Annotated in this window: 4 protein-coding genes; all 4 read right to left on the bottom strand. The window is 64.9% G+C overall.

The features are described from left to right. Positions 1 to 78: 78 nt before the first annotated feature. Positions 79 to 1,044: an alpha/beta hydrolase gene (locus AC07YV_RS17760; protein ID WP_102701334.1), complete on the bottom strand. Its 966-nt coding sequence runs from the start codon at positions 1,042 to 1,044 to the stop codon at positions 79 to 81. A gap of 283 nt (positions 1,045 to 1,327) precedes the next feature. Then, a complete protein-coding gene (locus AC07YV_RS17765; protein WP_102701335.1) occupies positions 1,328 to 13,135 on the bottom strand; it encodes a non-ribosomal peptide synthetase in 11,808 nt (3,935 codons plus the stop codon). Next, on the bottom strand, positions 13,132 to 16,230 hold the full coding sequence (locus tag AC07YV_RS17770) for a non-ribosomal peptide synthetase (protein ID WP_102701336.1): 3,099 nt from the start codon (positions 16,228 to 16,230) through the stop codon (positions 13,132 to 13,134). The genes AC07YV_RS17765 and AC07YV_RS17770 overlap by 4 nt, the downstream gene beginning before the upstream one ends. 11 nt (positions 16,231 to 16,241) lie before the next feature. After that, positions 16,242 to 17,300 (bottom strand): TauD/TfdA family dioxygenase, encoded by a 1,059-nt coding sequence (locus tag AC07YV_RS17775; RefSeq protein WP_102701337.1) that lies wholly within the window; start codon positions 17,298 to 17,300, stop codon positions 16,242 to 16,244. Positions 17,301 to 17,351: the final 51 nt, after the last annotated feature.

A 17,351-nucleotide genomic window follows, 5' to 3' on the forward strand; every position in this document is an offset into this window, starting at 1 on the left:
ATGTTGAGTGTACGACCGCTATCGCGAGCAAGCTCGCTCCCACAGGGGTTGTGCTTGACTGATCGATCTCAGGGCAAATCAGACCAGGCTTTCGCGGATCTGCGCCGCCAGTTGCACCAGCATCCCTGGCACTTCCTGGACCATCTCGCCCATGCGCGCAAAGTCGTGGGTCATGCCGGCCTTTACGTCCAGCACCAGGGGTTGCCCCGCGGTCCGCAGTTTTTCGGCCCAGGCCAAACCTTCATCGAGCAATGGATCGTACTCGGCCAGCCACAGCACCGTCGGCGTCAGGCTTTCCACGCGCTCCGCGTACAGCGGTGAAAAACGCCAGTCGGCACGATCCGCTTCGCTGCGTTGGTATTGCTGGTAGAACCATTCCAGCGTGGTGGCTTCCAGCAGATAGCCTTCGGCGAATCGCTCAAGCGACGGGCGTTTTTTTACCGCGTCGATCACCGGGTAGAGCAACACTTGCAGGCGCGGCACCAGCGGCCATCCCAGCGGGTCCTGGGCAATAGCGATACACAGCGACGCCACCAGGCTGCCGCCGACGCTGTCCCCTGCCAGCGCAATGCGCCTCGCGTCCAGCCGCAAGGCCTGAGCACCGGTAACAGCCAGCCAGCGCGTCACGTCTTCGGCATCGTTGTAAGCGGTGGGGAAACGGTGTTCCGGCGCCAGTCGATAATCCGCCGACAACACGGCAAATTCCCCTGCCAGCGCCAGACGCCGGCACAGGGTGTCGTGGGAATCGAGGCTGCCCACCACGTAGCCGCCGCCATGGAAGTACAACAACACCGGGCGTGGTTCGTTGTCCGGTTGCGGTTTGGCGTACAGCCGCGCGTTGAGCACATGCCCGTCCCGCGCAGGCAGGCTGATCGCCGTCACCGTCAACGCGCCCGTCGGGGTGGCATCGAGCAACTGCGAGGTCTGTTCGAATTGCTGCCGGGCCTCGTCAGGCGTCAGCTCATGCATGGGTTGGCTTTTGCCGCTGAGGCGGCCGAACTCGGCCAGCTCCAGAAAACCTTCGATGTCCGGGTGCAATGCCATGGGCGGTAGTCTCCAAAAAATAAACAGGCTTGCCCTGGTAAACGAACCGGGAGGGTCGTTCATTAGGGCTCAATGAAGACCCTGCCAAGCCGAACGGAAAACCTGTGGCGAGGGAGCTTGCTCCCGCTCGGCTGCGAAGCAGTCGCAAACCCAAACAACGCGGTATGTCTGGCTAACCGCGATCGCTGGTTTTGGGGCCGCTTCGCGACCCAGCGGGAGCAAGCTCCCTCGCCACAGGTAAGTCCCCTCACCACAGGGAAGCCCCTAGCCACAAATTATCGGCTTAGATCTGTGGCACCACCTCCCGGCCAAGCAGCGCCACCACGGCATCCAGGCACTCATCCTGCTGCAGGATATCGAAGTGCCCGGCCGTCACCGTTTGCACCTGGCGCAACCGCGGTTGCTGGCGTTCGAGCGTGGCGCGTTCGGCGGTCGGGTTGCCATCGGCCCACCAGCAATGCAGCCCGGCTTGCGGAATCGGCAGGGTGTCAACCTGCCGCGACAGGGCCTTCAAGCGCGTGCTGACCATGAAGGTCTGGGCCAGCTCATCGGCACCGAGCAGCGCATAACCGCTGGCCTGATCGCTTTGGCTGTCGATCACCGCGCGAATGATCCGCGCCACGGCATCGTGGTCCCCCGCCGCCTCGGTACTCAGCGCCCGGGCGACCACCTCGCCATCCATGCCCAGGGCTGCACCGAGGAACTCCGCCAGATCCACACGCCACTCATCCGCACTGGCAACGGCATTGGCCTGGGTCGGTACAAAGCTGTCCACCAGACCGACGAACGCCACACGCTGGCCCTGCTGTTCGAACAGCTCACTCACCAGCAACGCCAAGGCCCCGCCCAGTGACCAGCCCAGCACGTGGTACGGCCCCTGGGGTTGTCTGGCGCGGATCGCCTCGACGTAGTCGGCGGCCATCTGCGAAAGCGAGGTGTCGTGCCACTGCCGGTCGAGCAGCATCCGGCATTGCACGCCATACACCGTGCGCTCACCGTCCAGGCGCCGGGCCAACGGTTCGTAGTCGAACACCGTGCCGAAACCGGCGTGCAGGCAGAACAGTGCCGGCTGATCCGTCACCTGCTGATTGAGCAGCAACAGCGGTTGCGGGCTCTGGCGCGCGGGCTGCTCGTCGACACCGGACAACCCGGCAATCGTCGGCTTGGCCATCATGTCGCGCAGCTTGATCTGGAAATCCGGCGCGTTCAGCGCACGCACTTTCGAGATCACCTTGAGGGTGCGCAACGAATCACCGCCCAATTCGAAGAAGTTGTCGGTGATGCCGACCTTCTCGATGCCCAGCACCTGTTGCCAGATGTCCGCCAGCGCCCATTCCAGCAGCGTGCGCGGGGCCACGTAGTCACGGCCGGTGAAGGCCGGATCCGGCAGGGCCTTGCGGTCGAGCTTGCCGTTGGGCGTCAGCGGGAAGCGCGGCAGCACCACGACCTGCGTCGGCACCATGTAGTCGGGCAGGCTTTCGCGCAATGCCGCCTGGCAACGCGGGCCGAGGCCATCGTCTGCAGCTGCCACCACATAGCCCACCAGTTGCGGCCCCTGGCCGTTGTCCCGCACGACCACCAGCGCATCGTTGACCCCGGCCTGCTCGCGCAAGCGGGCTTCGATTTCGCCCAGTTCGATGCGGAAGCCGCGCACCTTGACCTGATGGTCGATGCGCCCGACGTAGTCGAACACGCCATCTTCGCGGCGGCGCACCAGGTCACCGGTGCGGTACAGGCGCCCGCCTTCAGGGCTGAACGGATCGGCGACGAAGCGCTCGGCGCTCTGCCACGGATGACGATGGTAACCGCGCGCGACACCCCGTCCGCCGATGTACAGCTCGCCGACCATGCCCACCGGCAGCGGGTTGAGGTCCATGTCCAGCACATGCAGGCTGCGGCTGCCGACGCGTTGGCCAATCGGCGCGTACATCGCCTGGCAATGGCCGTCGGCGGCGATCTTCCACAGCAGCGGCGTGACCACGGTTTCCGTCGGACCGTAGCCGTTGACCAGGTATTGCGGCTTGAGTGTGTGCTTGACCCGCTCGAACGTGGCGTCCGGCACTGCATCGCCACCGAAGCAATAGATGCGCACCGGCGGCGGATCACCGCCCTGCAGTTCGGCGTGCTCGGCCAGTTGCAGCAGGTACGCCGGCGGGAAGCAGGCGACGCTGATGCGCTGGCGGTGCAGCACGGCCAGGGTCTGCTCGGCGGTCCACAACGTATTGTCGCGAATGACCAGGGTCGAGCCGCTGATCAGCGCGGTGATCCAGCGTTCATGGGCGCCATCGAAGGCGAACGACATGAAGTGCAGTTCGCGATTGCCCGGGTCCATTTCGTACAGCTCGGCGATGGCCTGTACGTGCATGCTCAGGGGTCCGTGGGCGACGGCGACGCTCTTCGGTTTGCCGGTCGAACCGGAGGTGTAGATCAGGTAGGCCAGTTGCTCGGCGTGCACAGCACGTTGCGGTGCCGGCACCTCGACGTCGAGGTTCAATCGGTCCACCGCGACCATCGCCGTGCCCGGATTCAACTGCGCTGTGTCGCGCAGCCGTTCCTGGGTCAGCAGCAGGCGCATGTCGCTGTCGGCCATCATGTAGCGCAGGCGTTCCTGGGGGTATTGCGGGTCCAGCGGCACGTAGGCGGCGCCACACTTCATCACCGCCAGCAGCGACACCACCAGCTCCAGCGAACGCTCCATGAACACGCCGATCACGTCTTCGGCCTGCACGCCTTGTTCCAGCAGATGCACCGCCAAGGCATCGGAGCGCCGATCCAGCTCGGCGTAGCTCAGGTGCTCGGCGTCGCGCTCGGCATAGCTGAGCACCAGCGCCGTGTGATCCGGTTGCAGTCGCGCACGCTGACGGATCAGCTCGTGCACCGGTGTCTCGTCACCGTCCGCCACCACTTGCAGTTCGCCGTCCAGCGCCCGGCCTTCGTCCAGGGTCAGCAGGCCCAGCTCGCCGACGGCACGCCCGGCGTCTTCACACAGGCGCTGCATCAGGCTTTCCATGTGGCCGCGCAGGCTTTCGACGGTCGCCAGATCGAACTGGTCGCGCTGGTGCATGTACTCGATGCGCAGCCCCTCGTCGAGGCTGACCATCAGGTCCATGGCGAAGCTGGTCAGGCCGAAGTCGGACACGTCTTCGAAGCGCAGCGAGTCGCCGTTCCATTCGCGCAGAGTGCGGTCCACCGGCTGGTTTTCGAAGACGATGATGCTGTCGAACAACGACTGCCCGCCCTGCCCGGCCCAACGCTGGATATCGCTCAGTGGGGTTTGCTGGAAGTCGCGGATGTCGAGATTGCAGGCCTGGATCTCGCGCAGCCAGTCACCGACGCTGGCCTCGGTCGGCACGCTGTTGACCACCGGCAAGGTGTTGATGAACAGCCCGAGCATGTTCTCGGCGCCGTTGAGGGTTTCCGGCCGCCCGGACACGGTGGCGCCGAACGTCACTGTGCGCTGGCCGGTGTAGCGCTGCAACAGCAGCAACCACGCGGCTTGCACCAGGGTGTTGAGCGTCACCTGCTGTTGCTGGGCAAAGGCCTGCAAACGCGCGGTCTGCCCGGTACTCAGGTGCGTATAGATCGCGTGGTAACCCGCTTGCGGCGCCTTGACCGGCAAGGCACGGGCCAGGTGCGTGGCGCCTTCCAGGTTGGCGAGTTTGCCTTTCCAGAACGCCTCGCTGGCCTCGGCGACTTGCTGGCCGAGCCAGTCGATGTAGTCGCGATAGGCAGCCACCGGCTCGTGCTCATCGCCGCTGTAATGGCGCAGCACTTCACCGATCAGGCGCGACACGCTCCAGCCGTCCATGAGGATGTGGTGGTAGGTCCAGATCAGGCGATAGCGGTCGTCTTCCAGACGCACCAGCAACAGGCGCAACAAGGGCGCGCGATTGAGCGAGAATCCGCGTTCACGCTCCTCCAGGGCCAGTTGGCGGACGCGTTCAGGCTGATCATCCAGCCCGCGCCAGTCCAGCTCGGTCAGCAGCGCAGGCGCATCGCGCCGCACCACTTGCAGCGGCTCCTTGTCGCCTTCCCAGAGGAATGCAGTGCGCAGAATCCCGTGACGCCGGGCGGCATCGGCCCAGGCTTCGCGGAAGCGCGCGCCATCCACGCCGCGCACGCCCACTTCGATCTGGTTGACGTACAGCCCCGAGTCGCCGTCCTGCACCGAGTGGAAGAGCATGCCTTGCTGCATCGGCGACAGCGGATAAACGTCCTCGACTTCGTCCGCTGTCAATGCCAGCGCCTGATATTGCGCTTCACTCAGCTCGATTTTTGCTGCCGGTGCAACCACAGTCGGCACGGCTTGATCCGCCTCGACCGGTTGGGCGACCGTCGCCAGTTCGGCGAGGGTCGGATGGCTGAACACATGCTTGGGCGAAATGCTCAAGCCGGCCTTGCGTGCGCGGCTGACGGCCTGGATCGAGACGATGGAATCGCCGCCCAGTTCGAAGAAGTTGTCGTGCATGCCCACTTGCGGCACTTCGAACAACGCCCGCCACACCGCTTGCAACGTCGATTCCACGGCATTACGTGGCGCCACGTATTCGCGTACTTGCTGGTCCGGCTGCGGCAATGCGCGGCGGTCGAGCTTACCGTTGGGTGTCACCGGCAACTGATCGAGCAACAACACGTGGCTCGGCTGCATGTGCTCTGGCAGCGCGTTGCGCAGGTGTTGCTTGAGACGATCAACAGCGGCATCACCGACGACGTAAGCCACCAATTGCTTGGACTTGCCAACGTCCAGGGCGATCACCACGGCTTCGCGCACCTGTGGATGCTCCAGCAGGCAGGCTTCGATTTCCCCCAGTTCGATGCGCAAGCCGCGGATCTTCACTTGATGGTCGATGCGACCGACGTATTCGATCACGCCGTCCTCGCGGTAGCGCGCCAGATCGCCGGTGCGGTACAGGCGCTCGCCCAGCTCAGCGAACGGGCTGGCGACGAAGCGCTCGGCGGTCAGGTCCGCACGGTTGTGGTAACCACGGGCCAGGCCGATGCCGCCCAGGTACAGCTCGCCCACACAACCCTGCACCTGCGGTTGCAGGCTGTCGTCGAGGATGTAGGTCACCAGGTTGGCAATCGGATAACCGATCGGCACGCTGAACCCGCCGTCATCGACACAGGTCCAGTGGGTCACGTCGATCGCCGCTTCGGTCGGGCCGTACAGGTTGTACAGGGCGACGTCCGGCAGGACGCGGAACAGGCTGTGCTGCAAGTCTGCCGACAAGGCTTCGCCGCTGCACATGATCTGCCGCAGGCTGGCGCAACGCTCGAAACCTTCGCCCTGGACAAACGCCTGCAACATCGACGGCACGAAATGCAGGGTGCTGACCCGGTATTGCTCGATCAGGCTGACCAGTTGCGCCGGATCGCGATGGGCACCCGGCTCGGCCACGGCCAGCCGTGCGCCGGTCATCAGCGGCCAGAAGAACTCCCAGACCGACACGTCGAAACTGAACGGGGTTTTCTGCAAGACGGTGTCGCGCCCGTCCAGCGGATAGGCGCCCTGCATCCACGCCAGGCGGTTGTACAAGGCATCGTGACGGTTGGCCGCGCCCTTGGGTTTGCCGGTGGAACCGGAGGTGTAGATCATGTAGGCCAGCGATTGCAGCTCGACCACGCAGGGCAGGTTTTCCTCGCTCAGCCCTTCGAGCAACGGCGCCATGTCGTCCAGGCAGATCGCCGTGGTGGCGGCCGGAATCGGCAACTGCTCAAGCAGATGACCCTGGGTCAGCAGCAAGTGCACGCCACTGTCGTCGAACATGTGTTCCAGGCGTTCGCGCGGGTAGTCCGGGTCCAGCGGCACGTAGGCACCACCGGCCTTCATGATCGCCAGCAAACCGATCACCAGTTCCAGTGAACGCTCGGCAGCGATGCCCACCAACACTTCGGCGCCCACACCCTGGCGGCGCAACAGGTGCGCCAGTCGGTTGGCCTGTTGATTGAGCTGGCGATAACTCAGGGTCCGGCCGGCAAACACCAGGGCCGGGGCCTCCGGGGTTTGCAGCACCTGGGCTTCGAAGCACTGGTAGACCGGGCGCACATCCGCCCAGTCCTGCACCGTGCGGTTGAAGTCTTCGACCTGCTGCGCCGTTTGCACAGCATCGAGCAGGCTCAAGCGCCCCAATGGCTGCTGCGGCGCGCAGACCATGGCATCGAGCAACGCCACCAGCCGAGTGCTCAAACCTTCGATGGCTTCGGCACTGAACAGCGCCGTGTCGTAGTTGAAACGCAGGTCCAGGCATTCGCCCAGCTCGGCGGCAATGGCCAGCGGGAAACTGGTCTGGTCGTGGTTGCTGATGCCGGAGAATTTCAGCGCACTGCTGTTACCCTCCTCCAACGCTTGCGCCACCGGGTAGTTTTCGAACACCAGCAGGGTGTCGAACAGCGCCTCGCCGGAATGACCGGCCCAGCGCTGCACGTCCGCCAGCGGCGTGTACTCGACTTCGCGCAACCTGAGGTTGAGCGCCTGGACTTCATCGATCCATTGGCTGACCGTGCGCTCGGGGTGCGGCGTGGCGATTACCGGCAAGGTGTTGATGAACAACCCGATCTGCTGCTCGATGCCTTGCAGTTCACTCGGACGCCCCGACACCGTGGCGCCGAACGCGACCGTCGATTGGCCGGTGTAGCGCTGCAATATCAACAGCCATGCGGCTTGCAGCAGGGTGTTGGGCGTGACGCGGGCCTGGCGGGCGAAGCCGCTCAGGCGCTCGGTGGCCGCGCGGTCCAGGCTCAGGTGCTGGGTGCGATGACCGTTGCCCTGCCCTGCAACCGGCCCCGGCAAAGCGCCGGCCAGACGGGTCGGCTCGGTGAACGCCTGCAATTGCTCCAGCCAGAACGCTTCGCACGCAGCGCGGTCGCGAGTACCCAGCCAGCTCATATAGTCGCGATAACGACCCACACTCGGCGTCGGCATGACGCCGCAGTAGCGTTGCAGCACTTCGCCGAACAACTGCGAGGTGCTCCAGCCGTCCAGCAGGATGTGGTGGTTGGTGAAGATCAGGTGATGGCTGTCATGGGCAGTCTGCACCAGGGTCAGGCGCAGCAGTGGCGCCGCCGTCAGGTCGAAACCGCGCAGACGATCGTCCTCGGCCAGTCGCTCCAGCGCGTGCGGCAGATCAGGCCGGTCGCGCCAGTCGAGCAGGCTCATTGGCAACGTGGCGTCGGCCAGGATCACTTGCAGCGGCCGCGAGCCATTGCTTTCGCTGAAGAACGCCGCGCGCAGCACTTCATGGCGCGCCAGCGTCTGCTGCCAGGCGTTGCGGAATGCCTCGACGTCGAGCCCCTGTACATCCACGCGCATCTGCGGCACGTAGGCACCGGCATCCGGGGCGAACAGGCTGTGGAACAGCATGCCTTGCTGCATCGGCGACAGCGGCAGGATGTCTTCGATGCGGCTGGCCGCCAGCGGCAAGGCATCGAGTTGTGCCTGATCGACGCGCACCAGCGGTACGTCGCTCGGGGTCAAGCCGCCGGCACCGCTCAGGCAATGTTCGATCAGCCGTTGCAACTCCATCGCATAGGCATCTGCCAGGTCCTGCACGGTTTGCGCTTTGAACAGGTCGCTACTGAAGGTCCAGCTCAAGCGCAGTTGGCCAGCGTAGACCTGGCCGTTGATGCTCAGGCCCCGGTCCAGCTCGGCCGAGGCGCCCTGCTCGGCGCCGCCGCTTTCCTTCGCCGGACGCCACGGCGCCTGCTCGTCGAAGCTGGCGTCGAACTGGCCCATGTAGTTGAAGGTGACCTGGGGTGACGGCAGCGCCTCAAGGCCAACGTCGGCCAGATAGCGCAGGATACCGAAGCCGATGCCTTTGTCGGGCACGGCGCGCAGCTGTTCCTTGACCGCCTTGATGCTCGCGGCCAGGTCGTCGGCCGGGGTGAGCTTGACCGGGAAAATCGAGGTGAACCAGCCCAGGGTGCGGGTCAGGTCGATGTCATCGAACAGGTCTTCACGGCCGTGGCCTTCCAGTTTGACCAGGGTCGAGGATTGACCGGTCCATTGGCCCAGTACCCGCGCCAGCGCCGTCAGCAACAGGTCGTTGACCTGGGTGCGGTAAGCCGCCGGGGCGTCTTGCAGCAGTTGGCGGGTCAAGGTGCTGTCGAGCACGGTTTCCACGCTGACGGCGTGCCGGCTGGCCAGGCTGCCTTGCGGGTTATCCGCCGGCAGTTGCACCACGACATCCTGGTATTGGGCTTGCCAGTAAGCGGCTTGCTGTGCCAGCGCCGGGCTTTGCGCATGCCGTTGCAAACGTGCGGCCCAGGCCTGATAGGCGCTGGTCTTGGCCGGCAGGCGCAGCGGCTCGGCCTGACGTGCCTGAGCGTAGGCGGCTTGCAGGTCTTCGAGCAGCAGACGCCAGGAAACGCCGTCCACCGCCAGGTGATGCACCACCAGCAACAGGCGCTGGCCAGCCGTGCCCATGTCCACCAGCAAGGCACGCAGCAGCGGGCCGTCCTGCAGGTTCAGGCTCGCCTGTGCGGCGTTGCACAAGTCGAGCAACTCAACGGCGTTCGCCGCCTCGCGCTGCCACAGCACATCAGCGCTGCTCCATTGCTCGGCTTGTGCCTGTTGCCAGACACCATCGACCTGATGCAAACGCAGGCGCAATGCGTCGTGATGCTCCAGCAATGCCGCCAGCGCCTGTTGCAGGCAGCCGCTGTCCAGCGGCTCGCGCAGTTCCAGCAATACCGACTGGTTCCAGTGATGACGAGCCTCGATGCTTTGTTCGAAGAACCAGTGCTGGATCGGCGTCAGCAGCACGTCACCGCGCACCGGCCCCTGATCGATGACCAGTCCCGCACTGCGCACAGCAACCTTCGCCAGGCTCTGCACGGTCTGGTGCTGGAACAGGTCGCGCGGGGTGATGCGAATCCCGGCCTGACGCGCGCGGCTGACCACCTGGATCGAGATGATCGAGTCGCCCCCCAGCTCGAAAAAGTTGTCATCGATGCCTACGCGCTCGAGCTTGAGCACGTCTTGCCAGATCGCCGCCAGCTCGGTTTGCAGCTCATCCATCGGCGCCGTGTAAGCCTGCTGCGCCAGCGCCGCATCAGGCTTGGGCAGTGCGTTGCGATCCAGTTTGCCGTTGCTGGTCAGCGGCCAGTGCTCGAGTCTGATCAGGTGCGCCGGCACCATGTAGTCCGGCAGACCGCCCTGCAAATGTTCGCGCAGGGACTGGCGCAAATCCTTGTCGTCGTGGGTCGCGGTGAACCACGCCACCAGTTGCTGGCTGCCGTTGACCTGCGGTGCCAGGACCAGCGCTTGCTCGATGGCCGGGTGGCTTTGCAGGCGGTCCTGGATTTCCCCCAGTTCGATGCGAAAGCCACGGATCTTCACCTGATGGTCGATACGCCCGGCGTACTCGATGCTGCCATCGGCGCAATAACGCGCCAGGTCGCCGGTGCGATACAGGCGTGCGCCCGGCTCAGTGGCGAACAGGTCCGGCACAAAGCGCGTGGCGGTCAGGTCGGCACGCTGGTGATAACCCCGGGCCAGACCGGCACCGCCGACGTACAGCTCACCAACGCAACCCTTGGCCACCGGGTTCAGGCGCGGGTCGAGCACGTACCAGCGCAGGTCGGTGATCGGCTCGCCCAGCGGCGAGCTGTTGGCGCCATCGAGGTCGGCGCGGGACAGTGGGCGGTAGGTCACGTGCACCGTGGTTTCGGTGATGCCGTACATGTTGATCAGCAATGGCTGCCGGTCATCGAAAGCGTCGTACCACGGTCGCAGGCTGGCCACGTCCAGCGCCTCGCCACCGAACACCACGTAACGCAGGGCCAATCCTGGCGCGTTGGCGCAGGCGAACGGCATCAACTGGCGGAAGGCCGAGGGGGTCTGGTTGAGTACCGTGACACCTTCATCACTGAGCAAGCGGGCGAAGTCTTCCGGGGAGCGGCTGACCGCGTGCGGCACGACCACCAGCTTGCCGCCGTAGAACAGCGCGCCAAAGATTTCCCATACGGAAAAGTCGAAGGCGTAGGAATGGAACAGGCTCCAGACGTCGTCCGCATTGAAACCGAACCAGTGCCCGGTGGCGCTGAACAGGCGGGTCAGGTTGCTGTGGGGCAGCAGCGTGCCCTTGGGTTTGCCGGTGGAACCGGAGGTGTAGATGACGTAGGCCAGGTTCGCGGCAGCGGTCAGGTTCGGCAGGTTGTCGGCGCTGGCCTCCTCGAGCCAGTCGCTGGCGTGATCGAGGCAGATCACTTCAATGCCTTCGTTCAACGGCAGGCGCGGCATCAGGGCCGAATCGGTCAGCAACAGGCGCGTACCGCTGTCGGCGAGCATGTAGGCCAGGCGATCCTGCGGGTAATCCGGGTCCAGCGGCACATAGGCGCCACCGGCCTTGAGGATTGCCAGCAGGCTGACGATCATCTCCAGCGAGCGCTCCAGGGCGATGCCCACCAACACGTCCGGGCCGACCCCGCGTTCGCGCAAACGATGGGCGATGCGGTTGGCTCGGCTGTTCAGTTCGGCGTAAGTGAGGGTGATGCCCTCGCAGGTCACGGCAATGTTGTGCGGGTGCGCGGCGGCCTGGGCTTCGATCAGTTGATGGGCACACAGGGCATTCGCGGTTTCAGCCGCGTTGATTTCGGCGCTGCGATTCCAGTCCAGCAAGGTGGCCTGCTGTTCGGCAGCGTCGAGCATGCTCAGGTCGGCCAAGGCCACACCTGGGTCGCTGCAGATGGCCTGCAACAGGTTCAGCCAGTGCCGGCCGAGACGCTCGATGGTCGCGGCGTCGAACAGTTCGGTGGCGTAGACGAACGACGCGTGGATGCCCTCGTCGCTTTCGACGGTGTCGAGCATCAGGTCGAACTTGGTGGTCTTTTCGTCCCAGATCAGCAGTTCGACGCTCAGGCCCGGCAAGTCCCAGCGTTGCGGGTCGCCACTGTCGCGCTGGTGGTTGAACATCACTTGGAACAGCGGCGTGTGGCTCAGGCTGCGCTCCACGCCCAGGCCATCGACCAGTTGCTCGAACGGCAGATCCTGATGGGCCTGTGCGCCGAGTGCCGCGGACTTGACCTCGGCCAGCAATTGCACGAACGGCTGGTCGGCTCGGGGCTGGCTGCGCAGCACCTGGGTGTTGACGAAAAAGCCCAGCAGGTTTTCCACGTCCTGGCGGGTGCGGTTGGCAATCGGCACGCCGACACGGATGTCCTGCTCGCCGCTGTAGCGATGCAACAGCGTCTGCAACGCTGCCATCAGCAGCATGAACAGGGTGCAGCCTTCGCGGCGGGCCAGCTCGCGCAGTTGAGCGGTCAACGCAGCGGGAATTTTCAACTCGACACTGGCGCCCTGCTGGCTCGGGATCGCCGGGCGACGGCGGTCGGTCGGCAGGTTCAGCGGTGGATGCTCGTTGCCCAGCTGATCGCGCCAGTAATCGAGCTGACGCTCGGCTTCACCGGCCTCCAGCCACAGGCGCTGCCAGCGTGCGAAGTCGGCGTATTGAATGCCCGGTTCCGCTAGCTGCACGGCCTGCCCGGCACTCAATTGCCCGTAGACCCGGGTGAATTCCTGCAACAGGATCGGCAGCGAGCCGCCATCGGTGACGATGTGGTGGAAGGTCAGCACCAGCACGTGTTGCCGGGCATCGAGGCGGATCAAGCGGCAGCGCATCAACGGGCCGTGCTGCAGGTCGAACGGCTGCTCGGCGTTGAGGGCGATCTGGCGTTGCAGTTCGCTGTCGTCGGCGGCAGCGACCTCGACCAGCGGAGTGTCCATCTGCGGGTGGATGTGCTGCAGCACTTGCTGTTCGTCGAAGACGAACGTGGTGCGCAACACCTCATGACGTTGCACCAGTGTCGCCAGGGTCTGCGCCAATGCATCGCGGTTCAGCTCGCCATTGAGGCGGAAGGCACCGGTCAGGTTGTAGGCCGTGGCCTGGGGCTGCATCTGCCAGAGGAACCACAAGCGCTGCTGCGCGTAGGACGCCGGCAGCGTGTCGATGGTTCGGTCCCGTGGCGGGATCGGCAGCAATTCCAGGGTCAGCCCCTGAGCGTGCATCTTTTGTTGCAACGCACGCCGGGCGTCCGCGCTCAAGCCGCAGAAACGCTGGGCCAGGGTCATCATTCTGTCCGGTGCAGCACTCATTGCGCGTGTTCCTCATCCACTTCGTCGAACAACGCTTCGAGGGCGTCTACATCGTTTTCCTGGTGTTCACTTTGCTCGCGGAACTGCTCGATCTGTGCCGCCAGGCGTTCCAGGGTGTCGCCGTCGAAAAACAGCTTGAGCGGGATCGCCAGGTTCAGTTCGTCCTGAATCCGCGCGCGAATGCGCGTGGCCAGCAGCGAGTGCCCGCCGAGTTCGAAGAAGCTGTCGTGCACGCCGACGCGCTCGACATGCAGCGCTTCGGCCCAGATCGCCGCCAGGGCTTTTTCCAGGTCGTTGCGCGGCGCGACGAAGGCGCTGCGACGCACATCGAGATCGAGCAAGGCCTGGCGATTGAGCTTGCCGTTGGGCATCAGCGGGAAACCTTCCAGCACCTGCAAGCGCGCCGGCTGCATGTGCTCGGGCAGCGCCTCGGCCAGATGGCTGCGCAATTCGTTGAGGCGGATGTCGGCGGTGTCCGCCGGGGACACCACGAAGCCCAGCAGTTGCGGGCCGGTCGGGGTTTCCCGGGCGATGACGGCGGCGTCCTCGATGCCCGGCGCGCTGCGCATGGCCGCTTCGATTTCGCCCAGCTCGATGCGGAAGCCGCGGATTTTCACCTGGTGATCGACCCGGCCCAGATACTCCAGCACGCCATCGGCGCGATAGCGCGCCAGGTCACCGGTGCGGTACAGGCGTTGGCCCGCCGCGTTCGCGAACAGGTCGGGGACAAAACGTTCGGCCGTCAGCGTGGCACGCTGCAAGTAACCCCGGGCAATGCCGGCACCGCCGACATAGAGTTCACCCTCGACGCCCACGGCCACCGGTTGCAGGTCCGGGCCGAGCACATGAATGCGCATGCCGGCGATCGGCTGGCCGATCGGAATGCTGTCGGCGTCCTGGCCGAGTGGCAACTCCCAGGCCGAGCACCACACGGTGCCTTCGGTCGGGCCGTATTCGTTGACCAGTGCCACCCCCGGCAATGCCTCGCGATGTCGCTGCACCAGGGCGTTGCTGCAGACTTCGCCGGCAACGATGACGCAGGCCAGGGCCTGTGGATCGAGGTGTTCGAGAATCTGTGCGTGATACGACGGCAAGGTCAGGTAGTGGGAAATCTCTTCGCGCTGGATCAGTGCCGCGAGTTGCGCCGGATCCTTGTAGCTGTCCTCGTCCGGCAGGCACAGCGTCGCGCCCTGCCCCAGCGCCCAGAACACCCCGGCCACCGAGCTGTCGAAGGAGAACGATGAGAGCATCAGGAACGCGCGCAGCGGCTGGCGATAGAACCCAGTGCGCGCCAGGGTCGAGGCCACGGCGTTGGCATGGCTGATCATCACGCCCTTGGGTTTACCGGTGGAGCCGGAGGTGTAGATGACGTAGGCCAGGTTGGCGCTGTCGCCCTGAGGCGCAGGTTCGGTTTGCGCAGCGGCCCAGACGTCGGCCCCCGGCATCAGGGACATTATCCGCTCATGACGCAAAGCGTCCGGCAGCGGCTGGCAGGCCAGCAGCTGGCGCGCGCCGGTATCGGCGAGCATGAACGCCAGGCGCTCGATCGGGTAGTTCGGGTCCAGCGGCAAGTACGCAGCGCCGGCCTTGAGCGTACCCAACAAGGCAATGACGATTTCCAGCGAGCGCTGGCCGTAGACCGCGACGATTTCATCCGCCGCCACGCCTTGGGCGCGCAAGGTATTGGCCACCTGGTTGGCACGCGCATCCAGCTCGGCATAGGTCAGGCGCTGACCGTTGATGCTCAGGGCGATGCGTTGTGGATGCAGGCGCGCCTGCTCGCTGAACAATTCCTGCAGGAAACGGCATGGCAAGGCCTGCCCGGTGGCGTTCGGGTTGAAGCCCTCGATCAGGCGGGTCAGCTGTGCCGCATTGAGCAGATTTGCCTGAGCCAGGGTCAGCTCGGGCGATGCCAACAATTGACGGCTGAACTCGACAAACTGCTCCAGCCATTCGGTCAACATCGATTCCGGCAGCGCACCGTCGAGACACGACAGCTGCAACTGTTCGCCCTGAACACGCAGGCGCAGGACTTCGGGGTTGGCGTCGTCCACCTCGATGTCGGCATCAATGGCGGCTTGATAGACGAAGCCGTAACGCAGCGGCGCGGTGCCTTCGGCGCTCAGTTCGAACTCGTTGAGGCAGTCGAGCCAGGACAGCGACTGCTCAACGCTGGCCGCAAAGGTGGCCAAGGCTTGCGTCAGTGTCTGCTGGCTACGGTGCTCGAAGGCCACCGGCAGACGCCGGGCGAATCGGCCGAGGGTGGCGGCGGTCTGCTCGTTACGACCGTCCACCTGCCAGCCCATCAGCAGCTTTTCCTGCTGGCCGATGCGTGCAACGAACGCGGTCCACAGCAACAGCGCCAATTGCTCCGACTCAACGCCCGCGTCAACAGCGGCCCGTTGCACGCCAGCCAACCATGGGCCGTCAATCAAGGTGGCCTGATGACGAACCAAGGTGACATCGAGCGCTTTTTCGAAGGGCAAGCGGTGGGTCACGGCGAACTGCTGTTGCAGGTTGCGCCAGAACGCGGCGCCCTGGTGGCCGATGTCTTCTTCGCGCAGCGCTTGCTGCCAGGCGCTGTAGTCCAGGTATTGCAGCGCCTCCTCGTCTTCGACCAGGGTTTCGCCGCGCAACAGACTGGCGAGTTCAGCCGACAGTACCCGCAACGAGGCCTGGTCGAAGCTGCACGCCGGGGTCAGCAGAGTGACGATGGATTGCCCTGCTTCGCCCTCGACCTGTGCCACCACCAGCACTTGATTCGAATCTTCAACCAAGACTTCACGGCTGCGGCTCAAGGCCTCGGCCACCGAAGGCTGGTCGCCCAGCACTGTCAGTGGCAGCGCTTCGCACAGGCTCTGCACCGGCCACTTCATGCCCGGCAAGCGGCGGTACACCGTGCGCAGGGTTTCGTGACGCTGGCCCAGTGTCTCCAGCGCCGCCCGTAACGCCCGGGCATCCACCGGCCTGGCGACCGGCAATGTCAGGGCGGCGAACAGCGGCCGGGCGCCCAGTTCTTGGACGCGCAAATAAAAGGCCTGCTGGGCCGAAGTCTGGAAGACGTCTACCGAAGGTTCGAGGGCGGTGGTGTTCATGTCGGGTGTCCTTATTCCTGATCCAGGTCGGCGCTTTTCTGCGCGATGGCCATGGCCGTGAGGATTTTTCTGTAGCCGGTGAATTCGTTGCGCGCATGCACGCTGAGGATGTTGTCGAGCAGGACCACGTCGCCCTTCTCCCAGGCGAACTCGACCATCACCTCGCGGTAGATGCCTTGCAGGTGACGGATCACGTCGTCGGGAATCGGTGAGCCATCGCCGAAGAAGGTGTTCTGCGGCAGGTCTTGCGGGCCGAACTCACGCAGCAGGTTGTCGCGGATGCTGTCCGGCAGGGTCAGCGCGTTGAAGAAGGTGCCGTGGTTGAACCAGATGCGCTCGCCGGTCAGCGGGTGGCGCACGATGGCCGGGCCGTTCTGCCGCGTGCGCAGGCGGTTGCCGGACTTCCACTCGGCCTGGATGCCGATTTTGGCGCAGTAGGCTTCGACCTCGGCGCGGTCCTCGCTCTGGAACACGGTCTGCCACGGCAGCCCCATGCCGTCGCCGTAGTTGCGCACGTACATGATGCGTTTACGGGCAAACTCTTCGCGCACCGCCGGGTCGATCCGCGCGAGGATCTGCCGGGTATCGCCGAAGGGTGTTTCGCCGCCGGTGGCCGACGGGGTGTCGCAGTAGAAATACAGGTGACGCGGGAACACCGGCGAATAGGAGTGTTCGTTGTGCGGGAAGATTTTCTCCGGCGCCGGGTAATCGGTGGAGCTGTAGATCTTGAACTGACCGGTGATCTGGGTGCGTGGCGAGGCGCGGAACAGGTACTCCAGCGCACCGCCGGATATCGCATCGACGCAGCGGTTGAACTCGCCGATATCGGCCACCTGGAAGCCACGGAACAGGATCACCGCGTGCTCCAGCAGCTTGCTTTCGATCAGCGCGCGATTCTGGCTCGCCCATTCCACCAGGTTCACGCCGGACACGGCCGGACGGCACACCAGCGGCATGCTGTGGGCTTCGAACATCGGCGCAAAACTCACCAGCCGCGTCGGATCGGTGGACAGGCTTTTGCGGGCACCACGACCCATCTTGGGAATGGACTTGGTCGTTGAAACGGTCATAAACCCCTCCAGAAAATGTTGACGGCGGCGCTAAAGGACGCCGCCGCCTGA

The sequence above is a fragment of the Pseudomonas sp. GW456-E7 genome, from assembly GCF_059424105.1.

What these genes read in the sequence shown, in the direction of transcription:
- AC07YV_RS17760 (WP_102701334.1), bottom strand. Translation starts at nt 1,044, where the DNA reads ATGGCATTGCACCCGGACATCGAAGGTTTTCTGGAGCTGGCCGAGTTC.
- AC07YV_RS17770 (WP_102701336.1), bottom strand. Translation starts at nt 16,230, where the DNA reads ATGAACACCACCGCCCTCGAACCTTCGGTAGACGTCTTCCAGACTTCG.
- AC07YV_RS17775 (WP_102701337.1), bottom strand. Translation starts at nt 17,300, where the DNA reads ATGACCGTTTCAACGACCAAGTCCATTCCCAAGATGGGTCGTGGTGCC.
- AC07YV_RS17765 (WP_102701335.1), bottom strand. Translation starts at nt 13,135, where the DNA reads ATGAGTGCTGCACCGGACAGAATGATGACCCTGGCCCAGCGTTTCTGC.